The sequence below is a fragment of the Pseudoduganella umbonata genome, assembly GCF_014192225.1.
Classification (GTDB): domain Bacteria; phylum Pseudomonadota; class Gammaproteobacteria; order Burkholderiales; family Burkholderiaceae_D; genus Rugamonas; species Rugamonas umbonata.
The window spans coordinates 79,908-106,170 of record NZ_JACHXS010000017.1 but is presented as its reverse complement, the minus strand read 5'-3'; the positions used below and the strand labels follow the sequence as shown (position 1 = coordinate 106,170).

22 protein-coding genes and 1 pseudogene are annotated in these 26,263 nt (G+C 62.4%); 14 read left to right on the top strand and 9 right to left on the bottom strand.

Annotated elements, in window-relative coordinates; genetic code table 11:
• Positions 1-161, bottom strand: a 161-nt coding sequence (locus FHS02_RS30145; protein ID WP_443094250.1) for a succinate dehydrogenase, cytochrome b556 subunit, incomplete at its 3' end; no start/stop codon positions are given.
• A gap of 157 nt (positions 162-318) precedes the next feature.
• On the opposite strand from FHS02_RS30145, the gene FHS02_RS30140 reads away from it, so the two are divergent.
• The 3 genes from FHS02_RS30140 (at position 319) to FHS02_RS30130 (ending at position 2,387) form a co-directional block, all read left to right on the top strand.
• Positions 319-1,278: a LysR family transcriptional regulator gene (locus FHS02_RS30140; protein WP_137312153.1), complete on the top strand. Its 960-nt coding sequence runs from the start codon at positions 319-321 to the stop codon at positions 1,276-1,278.
• On the top strand, positions 1,265-1,732 hold the full coding sequence (locus FHS02_RS30135) for a hypothetical protein (protein ID WP_137312154.1): 468 nt from the start codon (positions 1,265-1,267) through the stop codon (positions 1,730-1,732). Before FHS02_RS30140 ends, FHS02_RS30135 begins: the two co-directional genes overlap by 14 nt.
• Positions 1,733-1,937: 205 nt before the next feature.
• Complete coding sequence (locus tag FHS02_RS30130) at positions 1,938-2,387, top strand: GNAT family N-acetyltransferase (RefSeq protein ID WP_175424668.1); 450 nt, start codon at positions 1,938-1,940, stop codon at positions 2,385-2,387.
• A 145-nt stretch (positions 2,388-2,532) separates the two neighbouring features.
• Here the strand turns inward: FHS02_RS30130 and FHS02_RS30125 are convergent, their stop codons facing one another.
• Positions 2,533-3,075, bottom strand: a complete 543-nt coding sequence (locus tag FHS02_RS30125) for an ester cyclase (RefSeq protein ID WP_137312156.1) — start codon at positions 3,073-3,075, stop codon at positions 2,533-2,535.
• 1,967 nt (positions 3,076-5,042) lie between these two features.
• Between FHS02_RS30125 and FHS02_RS30115 the strand changes: the two genes are divergently transcribed.
• Both FHS02_RS30115 and FHS02_RS30110 read left to right on the top strand, forming a co-directional pair.
• Positions 5,043-5,447 carry a GFA family protein gene (locus FHS02_RS30115; protein WP_137312157.1) on the top strand — a complete coding sequence of 135 codons (405 nt, stop codon included), beginning with the start codon at positions 5,043-5,045 and terminating at the stop codon, positions 5,445-5,447.
• A 48-nt stretch (positions 5,448-5,495) separates the two neighbouring features.
• Positions 5,496-5,891, top strand: a complete 396-nt coding sequence (locus FHS02_RS30110; RefSeq protein WP_137312158.1) for a hypothetical protein — start codon at positions 5,496-5,498, stop codon at positions 5,889-5,891.
• Between the two features lie 108 nt (positions 5,892-5,999).
• Here the strand turns inward: FHS02_RS30110 and FHS02_RS30105 are convergent, their stop codons facing one another.
• Complete coding sequence (locus tag FHS02_RS30105; protein WP_137312159.1) at positions 6,000-6,896, bottom strand: MBL fold metallo-hydrolase; 897 nt, start codon at positions 6,894-6,896, stop codon at positions 6,000-6,002.
• Between the two features lie 121 nt (positions 6,897-7,017).
• Between FHS02_RS30105 and FHS02_RS30100 the strand changes: the two genes are divergently transcribed.
• Positions 7,018-7,977: a GlxA family transcriptional regulator gene (locus tag FHS02_RS30100; protein ID WP_137312160.1), complete on the top strand. Its 960-nt coding sequence runs from the start codon at positions 7,018-7,020 to the stop codon at positions 7,975-7,977.
• A 63-nt stretch (positions 7,978-8,040) separates the two neighbouring features.
• Here FHS02_RS30100 and FHS02_RS30095 read toward each other — a convergent pair whose 3' ends face one another.
• A complete protein-coding gene (locus FHS02_RS30095) occupies positions 8,041-9,063 on the bottom strand; it encodes a glycoside hydrolase family 43 protein (protein ID WP_137312161.1) in 1,023 nt (340 codons plus the stop codon).
• A 305-nt stretch (positions 9,064-9,368) separates the two neighbouring features.
• Here FHS02_RS30095 and FHS02_RS30090 point away from each other — a divergent pair, with 305 nt between their 5' ends.
• Together FHS02_RS30090 and FHS02_RS30085 are read left to right on the top strand one after the other, a co-directional pair.
• Positions 9,369-10,328 carry an alpha/beta hydrolase gene (locus FHS02_RS30090; RefSeq protein WP_137312162.1) on the top strand — a complete coding sequence of 320 codons (960 nt, stop codon included), beginning with the start codon at positions 9,369-9,371 and terminating at the stop codon, positions 10,326-10,328.
• Positions 10,329-10,481: 153 nt separating this feature from the next.
• On the top strand, positions 10,482-11,780 hold the full coding sequence (locus tag FHS02_RS30085; RefSeq protein ID WP_175424670.1) for a glycoside hydrolase family 28 protein: 1,299 nt from the start codon (positions 10,482-10,484) through the stop codon (positions 11,778-11,780).
• 67 nt (positions 11,781-11,847) lie between these two features.
• Here the strand turns inward: FHS02_RS30085 and FHS02_RS30080 are convergent, their stop codons facing one another.
• Entirely contained in the window at positions 11,848-12,942 is a 1,095-nt protein-coding gene (locus FHS02_RS30080) for a glycoside hydrolase family 43 protein (RefSeq protein WP_137312164.1), read from the bottom strand.
• Between the two features lie 235 nt (positions 12,943-13,177).
• Here FHS02_RS30080 and FHS02_RS30075 point away from each other — a divergent pair, with 235 nt between their 5' ends.
• Together FHS02_RS30075 and FHS02_RS30070 are read left to right on the top strand one after the other, a co-directional pair.
• On the top strand, positions 13,178-13,990 hold the full coding sequence (locus FHS02_RS30075) for a TorF family putative porin (RefSeq protein WP_137312165.1): 813 nt from the start codon (positions 13,178-13,180) through the stop codon (positions 13,988-13,990).
• A gap of 65 nt (positions 13,991-14,055) precedes the next feature.
• The gene (locus FHS02_RS30070; RefSeq protein WP_307722185.1) at positions 14,056-16,002 is read left to right on the top strand and encodes a methyl-accepting chemotaxis protein; all 1,947 of its coding nucleotides are present in this window, start codon (positions 14,056-14,058) and stop codon (positions 16,000-16,002) included.
• A gap of 35 nt (positions 16,003-16,037) precedes the next feature.
• Here FHS02_RS30070 and FHS02_RS30065 read toward each other — a convergent pair whose 3' ends face one another.
• On the bottom strand, positions 16,038-17,045 hold the full coding sequence (locus tag FHS02_RS30065; protein WP_137312166.1) for a serine hydrolase domain-containing protein: 1,008 nt from the start codon (positions 17,043-17,045) through the stop codon (positions 16,038-16,040).
• Positions 17,046-17,696: 651 nt separating this feature from the next.
• On the opposite strand from FHS02_RS30065, the gene FHS02_RS30060 reads away from it, so the two are divergent.
• Positions 17,697-19,643 carry a hybrid sensor histidine kinase/response regulator gene (locus FHS02_RS30060; protein WP_137312167.1) on the top strand — a complete coding sequence of 649 codons (1,947 nt, stop codon included), beginning with the start codon at positions 17,697-17,699 and terminating at the stop codon, positions 19,641-19,643.
• A 257-nt stretch (positions 19,644-19,900) separates the two neighbouring features.
• Here FHS02_RS30060 and FHS02_RS30055 read toward each other — a convergent pair.
• Positions 19,901-20,887 (bottom strand): annotated as a pseudogene (locus FHS02_RS30055) (IS1182 family transposase); the annotation flags it as partial.
• A 254-nt stretch (positions 20,888-21,141) separates the two neighbouring features.
• Between FHS02_RS30055 and FHS02_RS30050 the strand changes: the two are divergent.
• Positions 21,142-22,131: a zinc-dependent alcohol dehydrogenase family protein gene (locus FHS02_RS30050; protein WP_137312169.1), complete on the top strand. Its 990-nt coding sequence runs from the start codon at positions 21,142-21,144 to the stop codon at positions 22,129-22,131.
• A 105-nt stretch (positions 22,132-22,236) separates the two neighbouring features.
• Here FHS02_RS30050 and FHS02_RS30045 read toward each other — a convergent pair whose 3' ends face one another.
• On the bottom strand, positions 22,237-23,148 hold the full coding sequence (locus tag FHS02_RS30045) for a LysR family transcriptional regulator (RefSeq protein WP_175424671.1): 912 nt from the start codon (positions 23,146-23,148) through the stop codon (positions 22,237-22,239).
• A gap of 63 nt (positions 23,149-23,211) precedes the next feature.
• On the bottom strand, positions 23,212-23,622 hold the full coding sequence (locus tag FHS02_RS30040) for a winged helix-turn-helix transcriptional regulator (RefSeq protein WP_137312170.1): 411 nt from the start codon (positions 23,620-23,622) through the stop codon (positions 23,212-23,214).
• A gap of 120 nt (positions 23,623-23,742) precedes the next feature.
• On the opposite strand from FHS02_RS30040, the gene FHS02_RS30035 reads away from it, so the two are divergent.
• Both FHS02_RS30035 and FHS02_RS30030 read left to right on the top strand, forming a co-directional pair.
• Positions 23,743-24,744 carry a zinc-dependent alcohol dehydrogenase family protein gene (locus tag FHS02_RS30035; RefSeq protein ID WP_137312171.1) on the top strand — a complete coding sequence of 334 codons (1,002 nt, stop codon included), beginning with the start codon at positions 23,743-23,745 and terminating at the stop codon, positions 24,742-24,744.
• Between the two features lie 530 nt (positions 24,745-25,274).
• Positions 25,275-26,204, top strand: a complete 930-nt coding sequence (locus tag FHS02_RS30030) for a LysR family transcriptional regulator (RefSeq protein ID WP_137312172.1) — start codon at positions 25,275-25,277, stop codon at positions 26,202-26,204.
• Positions 26,205-26,263: the final 59 nt, after the last annotated feature.

Sequence of the window (26,263 nt, the reverse complement as noted above, 5' to 3'; positions counted from 1 at the left end):
AGGTACAGGATGAACGGCAGCAGCACGAACAGCAGCATGCCGCTGATGCGGTGCAGGATCGATACGATGGCCGACAACGGCATGCGGTATTGGCCTAGTTCACCGATGTGGATGTTGCGGTATTCTCTCCGCGGTTTTCTTTGGGTTTCTTGTACAGCCATTGGAGACCTCTCACCTGGTTATAAATCCCGCGCGTGACCATGCCCATGATCAACGCAGGTTGCAAGGCGTGGATTATCGTGGAATGCCGCTATACTGTCCAATATATGAAACGTTTTGAATCAAGACGATAATCAGATACCGGAGCGGGAGGTTGTCATGGAATTAAGACGTTTGCGCTACTTCGTTGCCGTGGCCGAGGAGGGCAATGTGACCCGCGCAGCCGAGCGCCTGGGCATCGGCCAGCCGCCGCTGAGCCAGCAAATCCTCACGCTGGAGCGTGAACTCGACGTGCCGCTGTTCCATCGGACAGGGCATGGCATGTCGCTGACCGAGGCCGGCAAGGCGCTGATGGTGGACGCGAGACGGCTGCTGAACGATGCGCAGAGTGCTGTTGCAAACGCGCAACGCGCGGGCCGCGGTGAAACGGGCCACCTGCACCTGGGCTTGACGGCCTCTGCGGCCTTTCACCCGATCGTGCGCGCGCTGATCCGCGCTTTCCGCGCCAACTATCCCGGTGTCGCGCTGACCCTGACCGAGGGCACCACGACCCAGTTGCTGGCCTTGCTGGAGGAGGGCCGGCTTGACCTGGCGCTGATGCGGCCGGGAACCCACTCGTTTGCCGGCATCGCGCTGTACCAGATCGCCAGCGAGCCGATGAAGGTGGTGCTGCCGGCCGGCCACCGGCTGGCGAAGCTCCGGCGCATTCCGCTGACGGCACTGGCCGGCGAATCCTTCGTGCTGATTCCCCGCGAGGAAAGCCCGATGCTGCACGACGAGATCCTGAATGCCTGCCGGCTGGCCGGCTTCGAGCCGGTGCCGGGCCAGCAGGCGCCCCAGCTGTCGTCGGTCGTCAATCTGGTGTCCGCCGAGTTCGGCGTATCGATCGTGCCCGCTTCCGTCAGCCAGATCCGCGCCGAGGGCGTCGTCTACGTGGACATCGCCGATGTGAATGTCGTCACCAACCTGGCGCTGGCCTCGCGCGATGCCGAACCGTCGGCGAAAGTGGTCAATTTCCTGGCACTGGCGGACCAGGCGCGCTCGGCGGCGTCGGCCGGGGCGCGCGGGCATCCCGCGAAACGGCGCAAGGCGAAGGAGGCGGATCATGCTCAAGCCTGATGTGGCGTCATGGCGGGTGGCGCCCGGCATCCTTGCCCGCGCCATCGGGCTCGGCTTCCTGTCCATGCTATTGGCGCTCGCCCTTGCGCACAGTTCCGTCCTGGCGCAGGGCCGCCTGCAGACCGGTACCAGCGGCACGGTGGCCTATGCCAGCGGCGGCAGTACCGTGGACGAGCGCGCCGCGCTGGCCGCCATGCGCGACAAGTACAACCTGCGCCTTACCTATGCGGTCCACGACAGCGGCGCCATGGTGACCAATGTGGCGCTGACGGTCGACGACGTGCGGCAAGGGCGTGTCTTTGCGCTGGCGGGCAGCGGGCCGCAGGTCTACCTGAAGCTGCCGGCGGGGACCTACACGGTGTCGGCCATCTGGAAGGGTGTCGAGCAGCGGCGCCGGGTCACGCTGGACCGTTCCGGCGACGGGCGCGAGCTGTTCCTGTACTGGATCCCGTGACGTCGATGGTTGCGGCGGACGTGAGCGGCCCGGACAGAGCACTCACCATGGCGGACAGCCGATCGTCGACGAGCGGCGATTCGACGGGCTGCGATTCGACGGGCTGCGATATTTCCGCATAAAATCGTCGTCCGTTTCTTATTTCAACTTTGTCATGCAAATCCGTCAGGCACGTCCCACCGATAATACGGAAGCCCGAGCCGTCGTGTTTAAATCCCTGGCTTCATTCGGCCTCGTCGCCGATTTCGAGACGCTGGACGCTGCCATTGGCGTTATCGGACAGCCCGGCTCGCCCAACGAGATCGAACTGGTGGCGGAGATGGCTGGCAAGATAGCCGGCTGCCTGGTGATCCAACGCCGAACAGATAGTTCCGCCAAGTTGTTCGGCTTCCATGTCGATGCCAGCATGCAGGGACGTGGCCTCGGTCGCGCGTTACTTTCCGAGGCCATCGCCGAGGCAGCCAGGCGGGGTTTCGCCGAGCTGGAACTGGAAACTTGCGGCGGGATGCACGCTGCGATTCATTTGTATGAGTCATTTGGGTGGAAGCGTGGGCCCGACCCGCTGCCGGGGAGTGGAGGGGATCGCTTTTATTCGCTGGCGTTGATTGAGCAGGCGCCGCGGGCAATTGGAAAGCGGGCTGCTTTGGGAACATGAGTGCGGCTTACTGAATGGCAGCAATCGGCTGGCGTTAGCAGTCGTTGCCTCGACCAACTTTATTGTTAGCGCCGCGGGCCCCTGCTCGATCGGGCACACCCGACGAACTACCACGCCGTATTCGCCGCCGGCGGCGCCTTGCGTCTTACTTCACCATGCCCAGCTGCTTGAACATGTTGATGTCTTCCAGGTGCCAGTTGTCAGTGATCTTGCCGTCGACGACCTGGTAAAGGTCCATGGCCTGGAAATCGATCTTCTGGCCTTTGCCCTGCACCTTGCCCATTTTGCCCGTGAACGTGCCCGTGAAATGCAGGCGCACGACGACACGGTCGCCGGCGGCGACGACTTCCTCCAAGTCGGCGCGCAGGTCCGGCACGGCGGCGCGAAACGCCTGCGACGCCTTGATCGGACCTTGCGGGCCTTGCGGACGGCCTGCCGGCAGCGTGCGGTCTGTGAAATTCGGGGCCAGCGCGGCCTCGGCGAATTCTGGCTTGCCGGTGTTCCAGAACGCGGCATAGCGGCGGGCGGCCAAGATATTAGCGGCGGTGCCCGGGCTATCGCCGTTGATCACGCGGGGCGTCGGCAAGTCGGCGTCCGTGGCGGCGTAGGCGGCGGGCACTGCCAGGGAGCAAACGGCTATGGCGGCGAGCAGGGAAAAGCAATGCGGACGGAAGCGGAAAATAGTCATGGGTCGATCCTTTAGCTGTGGATGAAATGGCGGGCGCCATCCGCATGATAGCGCTATCAAACGACGTGATCAATGATCCGTGAGGAACGCCGCGTGCCGGTTGCGCGGCAGGCGGCTGGTGCCCGTGATCTTCCGCCAGACCACCATTCGGGCATCGCCGTAGCACCGCGCACTTCGTTCGACCGAATGACCCGTTCCTCGACAAGCACGGCATCAAGCATGTCATCGACAAGGTCTATGCATTCGACGAAGCCGAGCAAGCCTACAAGCATCTGGCGCGTGGACCATTCGGCAAAGTGGTGATCAAGGTTGCCGATCAATCTCGACCGCTAGCCTGCCAGAAGTAGGCCCTGCGGAAGACAAGGCTAACGATAAGGACGCTGTGATTGAACGTCTGCAATGGGGTGGAACCTGACGGTCGTGACAGTTCCCGACCATTGCGGTGCGGCAAGCTGCTATGCTGCGTCTAGCGGCCGAGATCGGCCAGAAGCGGTCCTTGGGGTTCCCAACGGCGGCTGTATCGACACAACGTTTCAACGACTTTTGAAAGATCGGCATGCTACGACTCGGAAGAGTGTTGTTGGTAGCTCTGATGCTATTCCCTCTCCCTGGGCTTACCGCCGACTGTGAGGTAGTCCCTGGCGGCGAGTTCGGTTCCGAGATTGGCAAAATCTCGCGCGTTAGCCAAACATCCGGATTCATTGTCGAAGTACAGGACAGTGACGTTGCTGGGAAACGGAGGACGTGGGAACGATACCGCTTCGATGGCAAAAGATTTCTACGACTTAGGACGCCCTAGCTGCGTTTGTTGACCGTCTGCTTCGGGGCGGAACCTGCCTGTTGTGGCAGTAAGTGACGTTCCACCAGATCCGGCCCGCATGAGCTTCTTTATCAGCCTGCCGCTGCACATGCTGCAAAAGAATGCGGTCCACCAGCTGTTACAGATATCGGTCGCGCCGCCGCGCGATGTGCGGCGCGGCGCAGTGCACGCCGGAGGGCATTGAAAACCATCCACTGCCTGCGTCCTCGTTTTCTGCGACTCGTCTAAATCGATCTAAAAGTATCGAAAAAAGTCTAATGCGCTCTCGTTCCAACCACCTGCCATCGAATAGTGTCTAAAAGGTCGCCTGCCTGGGTCTATTCCTATCTATCTCAAACAAGAAAAAGTCTAAAGCGACCTAATCGCCGGGTGCCGATCCAAAGTTTATATCCGTTTAGAGAGAACGAATCATGGAACAGCGTTCCTGGCGACGAGGCGGATCCGCGCTGACGACTGACGGGCACTCAGATGCTCGTTCGCTAAACCAGTCTAAAAAACCAACAGGAACAGTCTAAAACGGTCTCAGACGACCGTGCCGAACGGTCTAATTCCGCCCGGAGTCCGCCGGAAAAAATCGATTCCGGTCTAATTTTTCGCGCGCAACGCCGATTTCAGACCTTATTAGAGCATTCGAGCTCGTTTTAGAGCGTTTTAGACCGGATGTCGTGAAGGGTAACGTGCATCCCACGGCCAGCCAGCGTCATGTCAGAGCCAACTGGACTGTAGGATCGCCCTCCCACATGGTCGGTCAAGCAATCGGTCACTGACTGACCTCTACTGGGCGGACACCCAAAGGTCCGCAATAGAGCGAGAGCTGCCGTTGCACTGCGCTGGAGCAGGCTGCCAAGTAAATAATTGCAAGGTAGGTATGACGCACTCTGCGAAAATCGTTCTAGTCTCGACTTCCGCCTATTTTCCTGAGCGCGACAAGCAATTTTTTGCAGGACATGATCGCTGCGCGAATCGAGCTTTCTGCGCAACAGGGGTGGGCACGAAGGGGTGGGAAGATGCCTTGATCGGGCCGGATAAGTCCCAAGTTATTCATCGGTGAGTGCATTAGTTCGAACGTCCGCTTGGAGGCGGAATCAGTTTGCCGCAGGTTCGGCAGCAAGAGCCCAGGATTGAGCTTTCTCCTACGGAGCACACAATGGCAACAAGAACCGCATCGTGCAGCTGCGGCCAGCTGCAGATCGAAGTGGCGGCCGAGCCGAACGGCGTCGGCATCTGCCATTGCCTGGCCTGCCAGCGGCGCACCGGCAGCGTGTTCGCGCCTGTTGCCGGGTTTCCTCTTCCCTATACCGTCAGCGGCCGCTCCACGGCCTACGTGCGCGTGGGCGACGCTGGCTGCGGCTTTGTCTACCATTTCTGCCCGGTGTGCGGCACGACGGTCTTTCACACGGAAGACGACGTCGACGATGAAGTGTTCGTGGCGGTCGGTGCTTTCGGCGACCCGGACTTCCCGCCGCCGCAGATATCAGTGTACGACTGCCGCCGCCATCCCTGGGTCCAGCTGCCTCCCGGAACCCGGGCGTTCGAACGTGATCCCGACTGAGTGCCACGGCACGCTTACAATCGCATCAACGAAACTGACTGGTCAACAATGCAGAAAATCGCTTTCGATACACTGATGCGCCTGGCACAGGCTTCCGCTGCCGTCACGGTTCCGTGCACGTGCAACATCGTGCCGGTTGCCGCCTGGAGCGCATTGCCGATGACGCTGGAATTGAATCGGTTCGAAGAGACCGGCGTGCTGTTCGACGATCCCTACGACGAGCCGACGTTTGCCGAGTTTCACCCCGCCGGGACGCGCTACGACAGCGACACTGCCCCGATCGCGCTGAATTTCTACCCCTACAATCGCTGCGCCGTGGCGCGCTGCCTGGACTGTGGCCGCCACTATCTGCGCTATAACGAGGCGGGCGGCTACTTCACGGAACTGCGTATTCGCGCGTTGCAGCCGGAGCTGATCGTCGATACCCCCGCACCGGGAGCGTAGCTGGCCAGTCTGGCACCAGCGCATGAATTACGGGTGGGATTCCAAGCGAAATGTCCGCTTCCCGGCAGGGTTTCGCAGTCATCGGAACCCGGCATGGAAGAATAATGTTCAGAACCTCAACACCTCGCCATCGGCAGGAATGCGCACGCGGTCGCCGATCTTGTGCTCTTCCACGTGGTCGCGCAGTTCCTTGCGGCTCAGCGTCATGTGGTTGATGGCATCCATGTGGGTGGCGATGATGGTCGCGTCGGGCATGGCCTGCCAGGCGTGCAGCACATCGTCCTTGCCCATGATGATGGAGCCGGTGTAACCCTTCATGCGGGCGTCGCCCGTATTGAGGATGACGACGTCGGGCTTGAACCTGGCCAGCGTGCGATCGACGGTTGCGTTCCATACCGTGTCACCCACGATATACACGGTCTTGGCGCCCGGTGCCTGGAACACGACACCCATTGCCTCACCCAGCGCGTCGCCCAGCGGCTTCTTGCTGTACATCTCTTCGGTACCGTGCCGGCCGCCCGTTTTGGTCAGGCGCACGCCCTCGAACTCGGTGCTGTCGGTCATGATGCGCACATCGGTATAACCCTGGCTGCGGATCACTTTGGCGTCGGCTTCATGCTGGACAAACAGCGGCATCGCTTTCGGGATGAATTTGTGGTCGCCGCCGTCCCAATGGTCGAGGTGGGTATGGGTGACGATCACCGCGTCCACGCCGCGCATGATGTCCTTCACCGGCAGCGGCAACTCTACCGTCGGGTTGCGCAGCTCGCTGTGGAACGTGCCTGGAAAGCCGGGGTAGGTGCCTTTCCTTGCCAGGAAAGGATCGACCAGGAAGGTCTTGCCGGCGTAATCGATCTTGGCCGTGGCGTTGCGGATCTGCTGGACCTGAACCGCTGCCTTGGCAGTGGCAGTGGCAGTGGCAGCGCCAGTGTCGGCGTGGGCGATGCCCACTGCGTTGCTGGCAGCCAGTGCCATGGCCATGGCCAGTGTTTTGAGGGCTTTCATTGTTACTGCTCCTGATGAAGTATCGACAGGCAGCATTGTGGCGGGGGCGGCGCGAACATGAAATCGACCCGAATGCCAACTATCGAAACTTTCGGGCCAAATCCGCTATCATCCGGCCATCATGCAGAAAAAGCCTCCGGTCGTTGCCCTCATCCTTTATGCCAGCTTCAGCCCGTTCCACTTCTCGGTGCCTTACCTGGTCTTCAGCGCCGCGCAGCCGGAAGGGCCGCTGTTCGATTTGCGCATCGTCTCGTCGGGCGCGGACTCGCTCAGCGCCGAGCGTGCGTTGACGGTGCATCCTGATGGCGGGCTGGAACTGGCGGAAACAGCCGATATCCTGGTGGTACCCGGGTGGCACGACCTGGACGCCCGCCCCGGTGACGATCTGGTGGGTGTGCTGACGCGCGCCCACGCCAGGGGGGCGCACGTGGTGGGACTATGCTATGGCGCCTATCCGCTGGCGTACGCCGGCCTGCTCGACGGCAAGCGGGCATCCACGCACTGGATGGCGGAGCAGGATTTCTGCCGGCGCTTCCCGCGTGTCAAGCTCGATATGAATGCGCTGTATGTCGAGGAGGACAAGCTGATCACGTCGGCGGGCACCGGCGCCGGACTCGATTGCTGCCTGTACCTGGTGCGCGAATATTATGGTGCCCGCGTGGCCAACAAGGTGGCGCGCACGATGGTCATACCGCCTCACCGCGAGGGTGGCCAGGCCCAGTTCATCGAGCAGCCGGTCGCCGCGTCCACCCAGGATGCGCAGCTCAACATCCTGCTCGACTATCTTCGCAATAACCTCGACCGGGCACACAGCATCGACGACCTGGCCGAGCGTACTGCCATGAGCCGCCGCACCTTTACCCGCCACTTCAGCAAGGCGACGGGCATGACACTGGTCGACTGGCTGGTCAATGAACGCCTTCACCGGACGCGCGAACTGCTGGAAACGACATCGCTGTCGATCGACAGGATTGCGGGTATGGCAGGGTTCCAGACGCCGACCTCGTTCCGCCAGCATTTCAAGAAGCGGTTCCAGGTCAGCCCGAGGGACTGGCGCAAGACCTTCAGCGCCATGAAATAGCCGGAAGTACCGTTGAAAAGCCTGCGTTGGTTCAGGCGCTGTTCGCGCCAAGCCGGGGCGCCATCAGGGACGGCTGCTGTCCGCCGCCTTGTCCGCCACCGGCTCGCCGAAATCCGGCGTACCGTCCGCGCGCCAGGCAATGGCCTGCGCGCGCGTATGCCGGTTCGGATCGTGCAATGAGTCGCCGGGAATGTGTTCGTAGGAGCGCGCGTGGTAGACCAGGATGTCGGTCTTGCCGTCCGGCGTGGTGGTGAACGAATTGTGCCCGGGGCCGTACTGGCCGGTGGCCTGGCTGCTGGCGAAGACGGGGCGGGCCGACTTCGACCATGAACGGGCATCGAGCAGGTCGGCGCCGGCATCGGCCGTCAGCATGCCCAGCGCATAGTTCGCATCGGTCGCGCTGGCGGAATAGGTGACGAACACGCGGCCGTTCTTCACCAGCACGGCCGGCGCCTCGTTGACGTCGAACTTGATCTTTTCCCACGGGTGCTCGGGCGTCGTGAGCAGGGTTGCCGCACCGGTGATCGACAGCGGCGTGTCCATCTCCGCCATATACACGGCGGTCATGTGCTTGTCCGACGCGGGCGGGCGCTGGGTCCACAGCAGGTAGCGCTTGCCGCCGATGGCGAACGTGGTGGCGTCGAGCGCGAATATTTCCCAGCCCGTCTTCAACTGCCCGCGCTCCTTCCATGTGCCCTCGAGCGGATTGGCGGCCGCGTTTTCCAGCACGTACAGGCGAATGTCCATCGGTGCGTCGGCACGGCCTGCGGTGAAGTAGATGTACCACTTGCCATCGATCCGGTGCATTTCCGGCGCCCAGATGCTGGCACTCATCGGGCCGGCCGCGTGCTTGCGCCACACCACCTTGCTCTCTCCCTTGCCGATGCCGTTCAGGTCGCGCGCGCGGCGCACCTCGATCCGGTCGTATTCGGGCGCCGTGGCGGTCAGGTAGTAGTAGCCGTCCGGCTGCAGCGTCACGTGCGGATCGGCGCGCTGCTGCACCAGCGGATTGTCGAACACCGGCGCGGCGCCGGCGGGCAGGGCGAGGAGGGCTGCGGCGATCAGGGAAACGAAACGGTAAGGCATGGCATCCGGAGGTCGTGGAAGTGCGGGGAGTGTGCCATCGCAGGCGCCGCGCGCACCAATCACATTTGCCCGCGCAAGGATGCCCGAATCGGTATCGCGGCCCGCCGGCGCTGCCGCGACGGAAGTTCCACTGTTGATGTTTGCGCTATCTTTCGGGGCGCGATTATGCGACCATTCATCCACGGTGGTGTATCTGTTTGCGCTACCTTGGTGGGCCGGACGGCACGCGATCACGGCGCTGTCCTGAACGCCTGATTGACCGGCCATGCCAGCCAGGCACGGCCGGAACCTCGAGAGGAGATCGAATGCAAGCCAAGATTTGCATGGAGACAAAACGCCGCCCGGTTCCGCTGGCGGCAAGAATGGCCGCCGGCGCACTGCTGCTGGCCTGTGCGTTCGCTACGCCGGCCATGGCGCAGGACGACCGGATGACGCCGATCGCGGCCCCGGCCCAGCCGGATGCGATCGTGCTGGACACCGGCCCGCTGCCGGGAGCGAAGGTGCAGGAATCGTGGCACCGCCAGTACGGCAGCGTGTTCGCCCGCAACGTCACCGTCGCCACGCTGACGCCGGTGCTGCCGGCCCGCGCCAAGGCGACCGGTGCCGCCGTCATCGTGGCACCCGGCGGCGGCTTCCGCACGCTGTCGATGAACAACGAAGGCTGGGACGTGGCGCGCGCGCTGGCCGACAAGGGCGTCGCCGCGTTCGTGCTGAAATACCGCCTGGTCCAGACACCGGCCGAGATGCCCGCGTTCGAGCGCAGCATGGCCGAGATGTTTTCCGGCGCCGCCCGCCCGCGGCCGCAGCAGAATCCGGCCGTCGAACTGGCGCCGCAGATCGCCGACGCCCGCGCCGCCTTCGCCCTGGTGCGTGCCCGCGCGGCGGAGTGGGGCATCGATCGCGACCGCATCGGCATGGCCGGCTTCTCGGCCGGTGCCATGCTGACGCTGTCCACGGCGCTGCATGGCCAGGATGCCAAGCCGGCCTTCATCGCCAACATCTATGGTCCGCTGACGCCGGTCACACCGCCGCCCGATGCGCCGCCGCTGTTCGTGGCGCTGGCGGCGGACGACCCGTTCTTCGCCAACGCCGGTTATGGCCTGGTCGACAGCTGGCGCGCCGCCAAGCGCCCCGTCGAATTCCACCTGTACGAGCAGGGCGGCCACGGCTTCGGCATGTATCCGAAGACGACCACCAGCACCGGATGGTTCGACGGCTTCACCCGCTGGCTGGGCATGCACGGCTACCTGCAGCGCAAGGGCTAGCGCCAGGTCCTAGCGCAAGGTTCTAGCGCAAGGTTCTAGCGCAAACGAGGCCGCGCGGCGGCACCGATCAAGTTCCTGAGTGATTCGGTGCAGCGCTGGCCTGCCGGGGCGGCCGGCTCTACCATGCCCTGTCTTGTCCATCGGAGAGCCGGCATGTCCCACCCTTCCACCGCCCGCCGCGGCGTCGCCCTGTCGCTGCTGGCGGCCCCAATGCTGGCACTGCCGGCCTGCGCCTCGCTGGCCCAGCCACGGCGGGCCGCGATCACCGACTTCGGCGCGCTGGCCGACGACCGGACCGTCAATACCATCGCGATCCAGAAGACCATCGACCACGTGGCCGGGCAGGGCGGCGGCACGGTGGTGGTGCCGCCCGGCGTATTCGTCAGCGGGGCGCTGTTCCTGAAGCCGAAGGTGCACCTGCACCTGGAGCAGGGCGCAGTGCTGAAATGCTCGACGGACATGCGCCACTTCCCGGCGCAGCGCACGCGCATCGAGGGGCATTTCGCGCCGAGCTTCAATCCGGCGCTGATCAATGCGAACGGCTGCGACGGCCTGAAGATCACCGGCGCCGGCACCCTCGACGGTGCGGGCCGGCCGATCTGGGACCTGTTCTGGAAGCTGCGCAAGGCGGCGCCGGATCCGCACAACTTCGCCAACATCGGCGTGCCGCGCGCCCGCCTGGCGCTGATCGAGCGTTCGCGCGGCGTTACCGTCGAAGGCGTCACGTTCAAGGATTCGCAGTTCTGGAACCTGCACCTGTACCGCTGCCAGGACGTGACGGTGCGCGGCGCCCGCTTCGAGGTGCCGGACGACTACAAGCAGGCGCCCAGCACCGACGGAATCGACCTGGACAGCTGCCAGCGCGTGACCGTCGAGGACTGCTATTTTTCCGTCACAGACGACTGCATCGCCGCCAAGGGATCGAAAGGCCCGCAGGCCCTCGAAGACAAGGACAGCCCGCCCGTCGAGCACATCCGCGTACGCAACTGCGAGTTCCGGCGCGGCCATGGCGTGATGACGCTGGGCAGCGAAGCCACGCTGGTGCGCGACGTGCTGGTGGAGAATTGCCGGGTCGGGCCGCGGGTGCAGAACGTGGCCGTGCTGAAGCTGCGCGCCGATACGCCGCAGCACTACGAGGACATCCACTTCCGCGGGCTGACGCTCGATTCGGACAGCGGGCTGATCGTGGCCATCCGGCCGTGGACGCAGTATTTCAACCTGAAAGGCGCGCCGCCGCCGAAGTCGATCGTGCGCAACGTCAGCCTGGTCGGCATCAAGGGGCGCTTCGGCACGTTCGGCAAGATCGCGCCGAATCCGGGCCAGACGGAGATCGGCGACATCCTGCTCAAGGATATCGACGTCGCGCTCGGGACGGGCACGCTGGACGCCACCGGTGCGCCCGGCCTGCGGCTGGAGAACGTGCGCGTCAATGGCAAGCCGCTGACGCTGTAGCGGCAAGCCGCTGGCGCTGGCGCTGTAGGCAGGTAAACGCCCCTTACCGCGCCTCTCGCTTTGCCGCTTACTGCGCGGGCTTGCAGTGGTCCCGTTTCGGCGGCGGCGACGGTGCCATCGCGTGGTCGCCGTCGAGGTCCACGCGCTGGTTCAGGACCTCGATCCTGCCGCCCGCGTCGCGCACTTCGTACAGCTTGCCGCGCGCGTTCTTGAACGGCCGGTGCACCACCAGCATGCGCTTGCCGTCGAACGTGTCGAACAGCATGCCGTGGCCGGAATCTCGGCGCACGATCGGCTCGAGCTGTTCCCACGGGCCGGCCAGTTCGCCGGATGCCGAGCGGGCCACCGACTGCACGTACCCGTTGCGGTCATAGCTCGACCACAGCATCAGCAGGCTGCCATCCTTCGACGGGTACAGTTGCGGGCCGTCGGTCACGTAGACATTGGCCTTGGCGGGCGTGCCGTCCGGCGCCACCGGCCGTTGCCCGTTCGACCACGGCGCGCTGGACGCCTTGAACAGCAGTTTCGGCGGTCCCGCCGGTTTCAGGTCCTGCGTCAGCGGCAGCGCCTCGATGGTGCCGTCGCCGGCCTGGATCCACTCGTGGGCATACACATACGACGGCTTGCCGGCGCGGTCCACGTACAGCGTGCCGTCGAGCGTCATCAGGCCTGCCGGGGCCACCGGCTCGCCGCCGTTGGCCACCGTGAACGGGCCTTCGGGGCGGTCGGCCACCGCCATCACGGTGCCGCGCCGGTAGGCCGGCCAGCCCGAGGCCGACGGCGCGGCGATCCTTGCCGCCTCGTTGTGCAGCGTGGTGAACAAATAATACTTGCCGCGCCACGCATGCACTTCCGGTGCCCAGGCGCCGCCGTTCGCCCACGAGTTTTCGGGCAGGCGGAACACCACTTTCGGCGTCGTCCACGTTTTCAGGTCGCGGCTCTGGTAAGCCATGATGCCGGTGCCGCATTCGCCGCTCACCGACGGCACGTTCGACGTGTACAGGTAATACGTGCCGCTGGCCTTGTCGGCCACCACGAACGGATCGTGCAGCGGCATGTCGGGCATCGCCAGGCCGCCCGGCGCGGCGGCACCGGCCGGCAGCGCCGGCGCGGCCAGTGCCGTCAGCAAAAGCGCGGACTGCGCGAGGGGGCGTGCTTGCATAGTGTCTCCGGGTCAAGATAACGGCCGAGTGTAGCCGACCGTGCCCGCCGCGGAGAAGAGCGGGCCGATCAATCGGCTGACCGGTTTGTTGCATCGGCGTCGCACCGCGGCAAAAAAGCCGTGGACAAAAGGGCAGCTTTCACGACGATAGCCACGGATCGGCGCTATTATTGCCGTGTGGCTACATCTCGCCACCGATCCCGCGGCAGATCCGCCGCCCCTTGCCCGACATCCAATGATTCAACGCCCATACCGGAGCCGTGCGCTCCTGCCCGTGCTTTGCCTTGCCGCGTGTGCGGCCACGCTACAGGCGCCCCTTGTCCAGGCTGCCGAAACCGCCGGCGAGCCGCCGGCGCCGCAATGGTCCGCGAACGCGGGCGTCGTGTCGCAATATGTCTCGCGGGGCATCCGCCAGACCTGGGGCAAGCCCGCCGTGCAGGGTGGCGTCGACTACGTGCGGCCGGACGGCTGGTCCGCCGGCACCTGGGCGTCCACGGTCAGCGACAGCTTCATGGAAGAGGGCCGTGCCGAGTGGGACCTGTACGGCGGCTACAGCGGCAGTGCCGGTGCCATCGGCTACAGCGTGATGGCGTATTACTACGCCTACCCGGGCGCCCGGATGAGCGCCACCGGCGACCGCTTCAACTATGCCGAACTGGCGCTGGGGGTGACCTGGCGCGCCGCGTATGCAAGGTACTACCGCACCGTCAGCGCGATGTTCTTCGGCATTCCGGATTCGCGCGGTACCGGCTACCTGGACGTGGGTGCCAATCCCGGTCTCGGCAACGGCTGGACGCTGAACCTGCACGCCGGCAATGGCCGCGTGGCCGGTGCCGGCAACGGCATCTGGAACTGGCGCGACGCGAAGACGGGCGTCACGAAGGACCTGGGCGGCGGCTGGAGCGCGACCGTCGCGGTAACGCGCGCGTGGGGCAGGACGAACATCTACAAGAGCTATACGACCGGCATGCCCGATGCGGCCGGGAACATCCGCCTTGCCAACGTGGCCAAGGCAACGGCCATCGTCGGCTTGAATCGCGCCTTCTGACCGCGCCTTCTGATCCCGCTTCTGAACCGCCTTCCGACTCGCACTCTCTCACGGAACCCGCATCAGTGAAAATCCTGAACAACCTGTCCCTGAACGCCCGCATCGGCACCGCCGCGACCACGCTGGTCATCGTCAGCCTGGCGCTCGTCGCAGCCATCACCGGCATCCGCAACCGCGACAGCGCGGAGCAGGCCGCGATGCAGCTCGCCCGGACGTCGGCCGCCGGGGCCGCGGCCACACTGGCGGGCCGCATCGAAACGAATTTCGCCGCCACGTCGACGCTGGCCGGCACCGTCGGCGCCACGCTGGCCGCCGGCCGCAACCTCTCCCGCGAGCAGGTCGACGAGGCGGCGCAGGCCATGCTGCGCGGTTCGCCGGACCTGATGGGCTCCTCGGTGACGATGGAGCCGAACGCGCTCGATGGCCGGGACGCCGAATTCGCCGGCCGGAAGCCCCGTTTCGACGCGACCGGCCGCTACATGCCGTACTACACCCGCCAGGCCGATGGCCGCCTGCACGTCGAACCGATCACCTTCAGCGACAAGCCCGGCGCCAACGACTGGTATGACATCCCGAAAAAGACCGGCAAACGCTACTTCACCGAACCGGTCGCGTATCCGGTGGACGGCAAGGATGTGCTGATGACATCCCTGATGGCGCCGGTCGTCGCGAACGGCGAGGTCAAGGGCGTGGTCAGCGGCGACCTGCTGCTGACGAAGCTGGGCGAGATCCTGGCCGGCATGAAGACGGTCGAGCAGGGCCGCCTGTCGCTGGTGTCGAACGAAGGGCTGTACGCCAGCCACCCGGATGCGGCCCGCAACGGCAAGAAGGCCGGCGACATGCCGGCCGAGGCGCTGGCCGCCGTGCGTGCCGGCCAGCCGTTCCAGTACGAGGTGGACGGCATCGTGCACCTGGTGGAGCCGCTGCGCCTGGAAGGCGGTGCCGCTCCCTGGTCCGTGCGCCTGTCGTTCCCGAAAAGCGTGGCGACCGCGCCGGCGCACCATCTGCTGATGTATACGGCCGGTGCATCGGCCGCCTGCGCAGTTATCGCGGCCTTCCTGATGCTGTTCACGCTGCGCCGGCTGATGCGCCCGCTGCGCGACCTGTCCGCAACGATGGCGCAGCTGGCCGGCGGCAATGCCGACCTGACGAAGCGCCTGGCGGTCGACGGCAACGACGAGCTGGCTGTCATCGGCAACGGCTTCAACGTCTTCGTCGGCAAGATCGAGAGCGTGCTGGCGCGGGTGCGCGACAGTTCCGCCAGCGTGGCCGTCGCCAGCACCGAGATCAGCCAGGGCAATGCCGACCTGTCGGCGCGCACCGAACAGCAGGCCAGCGCGCTGGAAGAAACGGCGGCGTCGATGGAAGAACTGACCAGCACCGTGCGCCAGAATTCCGACAACGCCGCGCAGGCGCGCCAGCTGGCCGACAGCGCGTCCGGCGTGGCCACGCGCGGCGGCGCGGCGGTGGCCGAAGTGGTCGAGACGATGGCGGCGATCAATGCCTCGTCGGGCAAGGTGGCCGACATCATCGGCGTGATCGACGGCATCGCGTTCCAGACCAATATCCTGGCGCTGAACGCGGCCGTCGAAGCGGCCCGCGCCGGGGAACAGGGCCGCGGTTTCGCCGTGGTGGCCAGCGAGGTGCGCAACCTGGCCCAGCGCAGCGCCGCCGCGGCGAAGGAGATCAAGGCCTTGATCGGCGAGTCCGTGGCCCAGGTGGAACGCGGCAGCGCGCTGGTGCAGGGCGCCGGCGCCACGATGGAGGAAGTGGTGGCGAGCGTGCGCGGCGTGGCCGGCATCATCGCCGAGATCGCGGCGGCCAGCGTGGAGCAGAGCGGCGGCATCGGCCAGGTCACGCAGGCGGTCGGCCAGATGGACGGCGTGACGCAGCAGAACGCCGCGCTGGTCGAGGAAGCGGCTGCCGCGGCCGAAAGCCTGAAGCACCAGGCGGCCACGCTGGTGGCGCTGGTGGGCGAGTTCCGGATCGGGGATCGGGCGCAGCAAGCCTGACCGATGCGTGCATAGCGACTGATCCGACTCGCGCGCTACTTCAGCGCGGCGGAAAGTATCCGATCCATGTCCGGCCGGGTACGCTGGCAATTGGCCAGATGAATGATCGATGTGCGGATTTGCGGGAGTCTGACGATCAAACTGCCAAATCCCCAAAGACTACCGCTGTGGAACACCACTTCCTGTCCAAACCTTTGCGTCACCTCCAACCCGAATCGATAGTCAGGTACCGTTCCGTCCAGCAGCGGCGAGGGCTGCAGCATGGCATGCACGAGGCTGGAACTGTCCGACCACTGGCGATGCCATTCCATTTCCCATCGCGAGAGCTCTGCGGTGCTGCCATAGATGCCGCCATCGCCGACCGTGTTGGCGTTACCGAGGTGCTGTTTGTAGCCGAACGGGCGCGACCGGTCCGACTCGTAACTGGTTACGCGGTGTTCGATCACAGCGAACCGGTCGTCATCGAAGGTCAAGCGATGGATGCCGACAGGCGCAAACAGGTTTTCTCTGGCGTAGTCTGTAAGCGGGATCCCGGCGAGGCGCTCGACCAGGGCAGCAAGCAGGATGTAGTTGCTGTTGCTGTAGCGGTGCTCGGTGTGCGTTGGACACTCGACCGTGTCCATGCACGCGATTATTTTCAGGATCGTGTCGTTATTGAAGTAGTCGGCTTCATGACGTCCCAGCTGGCATTGCAGAAACTGGAAATAGTCCGGGATCCCGCTGCTATGGTTCAATAAGGTTCGCAAGGGGAATGCTTGTTCGAACTTCGCCAGCTCGGGCAGATAAGTGCAAACGTCGTCGTCAAGGCTGACAATGCCGTGATGGACCAGGGTCATGACACAGGCCGCGGTGAACTGCTTTGATACGGACGCCAGGTAGTAGGCTGAATCGCGCGACAGCGGCACTTTCAGTTCGAGCGAAGCGAGCCCGTGATGGATTTCAAACACCGTTTCCGCATCACGCATGACGACTGCACTGAATCCCGGCCCCTGTGACGGTAAGTCCGCCGCCAGATGCCTGTAATAATCCCAAAGTTCTTGCACAGCGCCCCGGCTTCTGTTTAAGGAAAACCGGGATTGTACAAGTCAGGCGAGTGCGCAGTGTCAAGAAGTAATTTGGGAATGAATGCTCTGGGGTGGAAGCCGCCGTGCACTTGACGGCAGCAATCGGCCAGAAGCGGTCCTTCGACATCTGTGTCGCACTTGCCTATGCTTCGAAGGCGTACCTCATCACTTCTCGCTGCCCAGCCTGGGCAGTTTGTCCAACAGTATGGACGCTATGTTGCGGCGAACGGCCGAGATCGGCCAGAAGCGGGACCTTTGCCCTTGTCGTAACGACCGGTCTGGCAGCGCCCATCTCGGTCAAGGGCATCGCTCATCTAACGGAAAGAGGTCCAATCGTGCCCTATGTGCGATTTAACCTACAACCTGATGAGGGTATTTTAACCCCGCGCACATTTGCAAAAAACACACCCACCTCGTACGCTGATACTTTTGCATGCTTAGTATCGAAGCGCCGGTTTTGACCCCGCTGAGCGCCACGATCAGAAATTCCGCGCCAGTCAGGTTCAGCCATTAAAATTTAATCTGCTTATGCATGAGATCGCCTTGGATTATTGACGAGATCATTTTGCCAATAAGTGTCATGCAATACGATCATACTATCTTATCTGAAATCAAAAGGCGCGCAAAGATATGATCAAGCCGTATGCAGTCTCATCGCTCCCGCCCAACCAGCTGGCTGAATTAACCCGGTTGATGATAGAAGAAGTTAAGGAAGCAGCGGTTTTTTTTCTAGATCCTAATGGCGTCATAGAAAGCTGGAATAGTGCAGCGGAACAAATTAAAGGGTTTACCGCAGAAGATGCGATCGGTAGTCACTTGTCATTGCTGTACACAGATGAAGACAAGGCTCTGGGATGGGCGGACCATAACCTGCACGAAGCACTAATAAATGGGTTCTTCAGGGAAGAGCGTTGGCGGCAACGTAAGGACGGCAGCGTGTTTTGGGCTAGGGTTTTACTCACAGCCTTGCGCAATGAAGCTGGCGAACATATTGGGTTCTCAAAAATTACACTCGACCTGACAGAACATAAACTTCTCGAGCGCTGTGTCAAAGAAAAGGAAGAGACCAGGCGAGTGCTATCAGCTGCTAATGCAGGCACATGGACGTGGCATCCTGAGAAGGGGCAGATGGACGTTTGCAAAAACTTCTTATCTCTGTTAGGTCACACTGGCGATGACGCCACAATTACGTTTGTACAGTGGTTAAATTTCATCCATCCAGATCAGCGGAACGTGGTGAAAGACCAACTCGAAAGTGCATATGCCGGCGCCCATCGTGACTCGGTCCATATTGAAATGTTGATGCACGAGAAAGGCGGCACGTATCGTTGGTTTGCTGCGCGTGCAGAATGGCATCAGGAAAGACCAAGCGATCCGTACATGCTTCAAGGCGTAAACATCGATATTCAAGAGCTGAAAACCATTGGGGAGGAACGTCAGCAGGCGAATGAACGATTAAGGGCTGAGGATGTTCGTAAGAATGAGTTTTTAGCCATGTTGGCACATGAATTGAGGAATCCTCTTGCGCCTATTAGCGCAGGGGCAGACGTCTTGGCCTTAGTGAGGCAGGATGAGGAGCGGGTACGAAAGATCGGTGAAATCATCAGTCGGCAAGCCACCCATATGACTAATCTCATCAATGACTTGCTGGATGTGTCACGAGTAACACGCGGCTTAGCCGAGCTCGAAAATAAAACTCTGGATGTGCGCCATGTGGTGCCTGACGCCGTCGAGCAGGCAAATCCACTTATCCAATCAAAGCATCATCACTTGACTTTACATATCGCTCCGCAAACTGCGCTTGTCAGAGGCGACAAAAAGCGCTTGGTGCAGGTGGTTGCAAATCTGCTCAACAATGCGGCCAAGTACACCCCAGAAGGCGGAAATATTGCTTTGAGAATCGAAGTGCAGGAATGGCATGTGATTTTGGAAGCTACGGATGATGGAATTGGCATGGAGCCAGAACTGCTCGATCACGTGTTTGATCTTTTTGCGCAGGCAGAACGCAGTTCGGACCGTTCCTCCGGTGGGTTGGGGCTAGGGCTGGCATTGGTCAAAAGCATCGTTGAAATGCACGGCGGGAAAGTTTCTGCTGCAAGCGAAGGGATCGGTAATGGCAGCAGAGTTACCGTGGTCCTGCCGCGAATTCATCAGAATTTGGAAGCGCCAGTCGAACACGGCGGCGGTCACCCTCTACAAGACGGGTCGCATCTAAAAATTTTGGTAGTTGACGACAACGTCGATGCTGCAGCAATGTTGAGTATGATCCTGGAAGCATCGGGTCATCAAGTGGCTGCGGAAAACGAAGCGAGGCGAGCCTTGGAACGAGCGAGCCGGGAAGCACCGGACGTCTGCCTGCTTGATATTGGACTACCAGAAATGGACGGACATGAATTGGCCCGACGACTTCGTGCCCAGCCTACCACAGCGAATGCGGTGCTAATTGCAGTCACCGGCTACGGCCAGAAAAACGATCGAGAAAAAGCTCTCGCCGCTGGCTTTGACCATCATTTCACAAAGCCTGTAGACGTAAAAAAACTGAGTTTAATACTTTCCGAAATTAGCTTATCCAAATAGCTGCTGGTTCTTAGGCGCAGACCTAGGCAGCATGAGAGATCCGCTTGGGGGCGTTAGCGGACTCTACAGTACTCCGCAATCAGCCCAGAGCGTGTAAAAACTTACAACGAAGGGCTGGGAGCCGAATTGTTCGGACTAGGGCTAATTCTGGAATAAACGGAAGCGTTCCAGCCTTCGTAGACCGATTTGGGTGTTTTCAGCAAGACCAGCACGGAAAGCGCCTCAAGCAGGCTTGGGAGCGTCACAAAATGGGCGTATGCCCTGATCGCTGCCAGCATCCTCTCAGCCCCGAGAATCGTCATCAAACGCCTGAAGTTATAGGCGAGCGCGTGCAGGCTCATCTCAGCCTTCACACCCTCCAGGCCTTCCGTCAGGAAGTGTGTCGCTCCCATCCATGCCTTGATGGTTGCGTACGGATGCTCGACAGTCGAGCGCCGGATTCGCATCGCATCCGGCGTCTGCTCAAGACGCGCCTGCATCTCATCGAGCACGTCCTGATGTTCCCGGCGCGTTATGCGTCGTTGCGGGCTTGGCGTGCATTTGTCCTTGAGCGGACAGCCCTTGCAGTTCGAACTCCAGTACCGGTGGTTCGTCATGCCTTTCTCGATGCTTGCGAAGCGCCATATGAGGGATTCGCCTGCCGGGCAGCGGTACTCGTTCTTTTGCGGGTCGTAGATGAAATCGGCCTTGTCGCACCGACCGTCGGCTTTGGCGCCGGAGGTTTTCGTAGGCGGCACCAAAGTGCAGATTCCAGCTTCGTGGCAAGCCAGGATTTGTTCCCCCTTGAAGTAGCCGCGATCCGCAATTGCCGTCAATGTCGTCGTGCCGATCGCAGTGCGCGCTTTCTTGGCCATGCCAGACAATTGGTCGCGGTCGCTGCCGGTATTGGTTACCTCATGCTCTACGATCAAATGATGCTTGGCGTCGACCGCAGTCTGCACGTTGTGGCCAACAATTCCTGAACCGCGCATCATCATCGAGCGCGAGTCCGGGTCAGTTAGCGAGATCTGCGTTTCCCCAGTCTCTATCAGCTTCGCTTCAATTTCCTTCAGCGTAGCCATTGGCGATTTCATCGCTGCGATCTTGTCGTTCAGGCGAACGCTTTTCGCCTGTGCGGTAGTCGGTTCGTGCCGGTCGGCCGTGTCAAGTTCTGCCAGGTAGCGACTGATGTTTGCCTCGATCTCGGCCATCCTGCGCTTGAGTTTTGCATCGGTAAAATTGCGGGCGCTGCTGTTGACGCCACGTTTTTACACAGGCTGGGCCAACAGCGGCCCGTCAGCGATCAGGCCCCACCGTGCGTAATAACGCATCCTTGTGGCGATAGTTATCAATTCCGGAAACAATCAGTTGCCGTCAGCCGATCTTCTCGACGATCGAACACCTCTTTATAGTTTGCCGGTGTCCAGCTTACCTCGCCGTCCTTCGACGCTGGCGTAAGCGGATCCGTCAATTACCAATTCCGTCACCTTGACGGCATATCGAAAGCAGGAGAAGAGTTATGGCACGTCATGTTCGTTTTCACAAAACCGGTGGTCCTGAAGTTCTGCAAATCGACGAGGTACCCACGCCCGAGCCGAAGGCCGGCGAGGTACGCATCAGCGTCCGCGCGCTGGGCCTGAACCGCGCCGAGAGCATGTACCGCTCCGGTCGCTACGTGATCGAGCCCACCTTCCCGGCCACGATGGGCTATGAGGCATCGGGCGTGATCGACGCTGTCGGACCGGAGGTAAGCGGTCTGGCAGTCGGCGATTCGGTCGCCGTCATCCCGGCCTTCATGTTCGACCAGTACGGCCTGTATGGCGATCTCGTGATCGCCCCGGCCCGCGCCGTGGTCAAGAATCCGGCTGGCGTAAGCTATGAAGCCGCAGCCGCCACCTGGATGCCGTTCACCACTGCCTGGGGCGCACTGATCGACCTGGCCAACCTGGGCAAAGGCGACTTCGTGGTTCTGTCGGCGGCGTCGAGCAGTGTGGGGCTGGCCGCGATGCAGATCGCCGCGTCCGTCGGCGCCACCCCGATCGCCATTACCCGCAATGGCGAGAAGACCGATGCACTGAGGCAGGCAGGCTTCGCCCACATTCTGCAGACCGGCCTGGACGACATCACTGCGGAGATCATGCGCATCACCGGCGGCGCCGGTGCACGCGTGGTCTTCGATCCGGTAGGTGGCCCCGACTTCGAAAATATCGTCAAGGCGACGAGCAAGGATGCCATCGTGTTCATCTATGGTGCACTGAGCCGCGACGCAACCCCGGTGCCGGTGCTGCACGTGCTGGGCAAGCACACAACGATCCGCGGCTACGAATTTATCGAAGTCACGGCCGATGACGAGAAACTTGCCCGCGCCAAGACCTTCATCAGCGAAGGTCTGAGCGCTGGAAAGTTCAGCCCGCAGATTGCCAGGGTCTTCCCGTTCGATGAGATCGTCGAAGCCACCCGCTTCCTCGAGTCCAACGCGCAGTTCGGCAAGATCGTGGTCAGGCTGTAACGGTCAGGCTGTAAGTCTTGCCGGCGCACAGCCATGTGCGTCCGGAAGCCCCCGCTGCGGGGCTGTTGGCCGTGCAGGGGACGACGCTACCTGTTCATTCCCCGATTACTCAAGCCAGGTGCGGTCGATCGCGAGGAAGTGCTGTTGAAGCCAGTCCGAGAATGCCCGCAGCGGTGGCGCAACATGCGACCGGCTGGGATAGACCAGCGAGACAGGGCGCGGGGCGGGACGGTATTGCGCCAGGACCTCAACCAGCGTCCCATCGCGAAGATACCGATCCACCAGAATTCCCGGCACTTGAATCAAACCGAAGCCGGAGCGGGCGCACTGGACATAGGCGGCTGCGTCACTCACCAGCATCGAGCTGTCAGGTAGCAGCGATCTGCTCGTCCCATTCTGGCGGAAGTGCCATGGCAGCGTGCGCTTGCTGATTCCTGACAGAAAATTGACGCATCCATGCCGGTCAAGATCGTCCGGTTGCTCGAGCGCCGGTGCTGTCTCGAGATAGCCCGGCGCTGCGCAGGTAATCATCACGAGCGCACCCAGGCGGCGAGCCACCAGACTGGAATTCGGCAGTTCGCCGATGCGCAGCACGCAATCGACCCCTTCGGCGACGAGGTCGACCGAGCGATCGCTGACCCCCAGCGTGATCGACAACCTGGGGTACGCATTCCGGAACTGGCTGACCGACGCCATGAAGCCCTCTACGGCAAACGCCGAAGGGATATCGATCCGGAGCCGCCCGCTAACGGCGTTCCCCGGAGCCTGAAACATCGCCACCGCTTCCTCGACCCCGCCGAGAATCTCTTCAACCTTGGCCAGGAAGGCTTCCCCTTCGGCAGTCAAGCTGACCTTGCGTGTCGTTCTCTGGAACAGTCGTACATCCAGCGACGCCTCGAGCTGGTTGATGGCCAGCGTGACCTGCGGCCGGCCGATCTGCAAGGACTCGGCGGCCTTGGTGAAGCTTTGAAGCTGTGCCACCTTGGCGAACAGGCGCATTGATTGAAAGAGCTCCATCGTCACCTCTACTTCATTGTTTGCATTGCCGGGGTGGTGCAGCCGGCGCCCACAGTGCGGCGATCACTCCTCATTCCGGGGCGATATAGCGCGTCCAGACGCGGCCCTGTTACGCTCCACAGTGTCCAGCAACGTCGCGTTGGCTTCCGCCCAATCGTAAAGTGCCAGCAAGGGTTCGACGAATTTCTGTCCCAGCCCGGTCAGCGAATACTCGACCGCCGGCGGCACCACCTGGCGCACCTTGCGCGCGACAAGCTGGTCTCCTTCCAGTTCCCGCAGGGTTTGGGTCAGCATCTTCTTGGAGATCCCCGGCATGCTGCGCTGTAGCTGTCCGGTACGCAGTGGGCCGAAACTGAGCACGTAGATCACCATCGACGTCCACTTCGGTGTGAGCAGCATATGGATGCGTCGCGGCAAACACGTTTCGCTAACGACCAGCGGGTCGGGTGGTTGGCGGACGGTAGGAGTGGTCATGGTTACTCTTGGGTGCCTATGGTTCGAAAAAGTGCCTAATTTACTTGTGGGGCCGTATCGATCAATATTACTCCACACCTCATTTTATTTCCAAGAACCATTGTTAAAGGAAGCCCATCAATGACCACCCAAACCATGCGCGCGCTCGTGCTGAACGATTACGCCAACGGACAATTCAGCGACGCCCGGGTCCCACGGCCAGTGCCTGGCGCCGGCGAAGTCCTGGTGCAGATTTTTGCAAGCGGCGTCAATCCGATCGACTACAAGATTCGGAGGGGAGCCGCCCCGTACGCGGAGCCGGAGCTGCCTGCCATCCTTGGCACCGACCTGGCCGGCGTCGTGGTCGACGTCGGCCCCGACGTCACCGGCTTCAAGGTTGGTGACGAGGTGTACGGCCTGACCGGCGGCGTACGCGGCATGCCTGGGACCCTCGCCGAGTTCGCAGCGGTGGACGCACGCCTGCTGGCGCCGAAGCCGAAGAACCTCAGCATGCGCGAGGCCGCAGCACTGCCCCTCGTGTTTTTGACAGCGTGGGAAGGCCTCGTCGACCGGGCTCGTGTGCATGCCGGCCAGCGCGTGCTGATCCAGGGAGGCGCTGGCGGCGTCGGTCACGTCGCAGTCCAGATCGCACGCGCGTTCGGTGCCGCGGTCTACGCCACCGCCTCAAGCGGCAAGCACGACATCGTCAGGAGCTACGGGGCCACGCCGATCGACTACCGGACGACGAAGGTGGCCGACTACGTTACGCAGTATGCGGACGGGGTTGGCTTCGACGTTGTCTATGATACGGTCGGTGGACAGACGCTCGACGACTCGCTTGTCGCCGCCAAGCCGTACGGTCACGTGCTCAGCTGCTATGCGTTCAGCGAACACAACCTGGCTCCTGGCTCGCTGCGCTGCGTGACCCTGTCAGGTATCTTCGTGCTGCTGCCGATGCTCAGTGGAGAAGGGCGCGCCCATCATGGTGAAATCCTGCGCGAAGCAACCCGCCTGGCGGAAGAAGGAAAGCTCAAGCCGCTGGTCGACCAGAAGCGCTACACGCTGGCGGATGCCCATGCCGCCCACGATGCACAAGAAGCCGGCAAGGCATTGGGCAAGATCGTCATCGACATCGCATCCTGACCCATGGCCGGGCCGTCGCAAGCGGTCCGATGTCATGAATCGTCAGGGGCATGATCGGGCTGAGCCTTGCCGGTGTGACGGCACCCGGGCAACGGCCTGAATGTGGATCGCTGCGCGACGTCACCCCACCCGGCAGAATGGGCCGGGCGGGTGGCCGTGATCCGATCGTCAGTTCGAAGGAAATGCCGGCAGAACGAATTCCGACAGCTCCCGCAGCACGTTGCGTGCTGGCCGGCGAGAAGCCGCATGGCGCGCGATCCACTCCAGGTCCTGGCGGCTGCGTCCCGTCACGATCGTCGGGATTTTCCCATGGGCCGGTTTTGGCAGCAGGTCCGGCGAGCCGTCGAGCGAGCCAAAACGCCCAGACCTGCTGGTGTGTCTGCTGGCATTGCTTGTTCCTTCTTCGCTGGTAGCTGCGGCCTCAGGCGCTGTCGATGCATGCGGCGGATCTGGAAAGTCCAGTCGATCCCGGCAAGCGGAATAAGTAGGTAAAATTCCAGGCTTTCCAGCCCCACAGTCCATAATCCTCCATGGAAGATCGTTTCGTAGGCATCCGCGAATTTGTCCTGACCGTTGAGAAAGGAAGCCTGACTGCGGCTGCTGCGCAGCTCGGCATTACCGGCTCTGCGGTCGGCAAGAGCATCTCCAAGCTGGAGGCGCGGCTGGGTGTGCAGCTGCTGCACCGTACGACGCGCCGGATCGACCTGACAGGCGAGGGGGAGGCTTATTTGCTGAGCTGCCGCCGCGTATTCGAGGAGCTCGAGCAGACCGAGTCATTCCTTGCGACTGGTCACCAGCACCCGATAGGTCGGGTGCGTGTGGACCTGCCGACGACCTTTGGACGCCGCCACATCGTTCCAACGTTGCTGGATCTTGCGGAGCGCTACGAGAAGCTGGACCTGGACGTCACCTTGCGGGATCAGCCTGTCGACATGGTCGCCCAAGGAATCGACCTGGCTGTTCGTATCGGCGAATTGGGTGACCACCCCGATCTGATCGCCCGCCGGCTGGGCGAGCAGCATCTGATGACGTGCGCCTCGCCCGGATACCTGTCGCGCAGGGGCGTACCGCTGTCCTATGCCGATCTGTTCCAGCACGATTGCCTGACCGGGTGGCGACGTGGCGCCAGGCCTGCCTGGCTGTTGAAGGACGAGCAAGGGAAATTCGAACGACACGAGGTATCGGCACGGCATGAGCTGACAGACGGCGACGCGCTTCTGGAGGCGTGTATCCGCGGTGCTGGACTGGCACAGCTTCCTGTCTGGTTAGCCGGTGAAGCGATCCAGTCTGGAGCGCTGGTGCCAGTGCTCCCGGAAATTTCCGGCGCCTCGATGCCGATCCACGTGATCTGGCAGAAGACGTGGCACATGCAACCGAAGGTGAAAGTGACCGTCGATGCGCTGACCCAGCTGGCCGCCGCGCGTTCTGATATTTTCAATGCCAAGTGCGACGCATTGTAGAGCTGGAGGATGAAGTCTTCATCCAGGGATCTACTTACTGGAATTAGACACCGGATTTA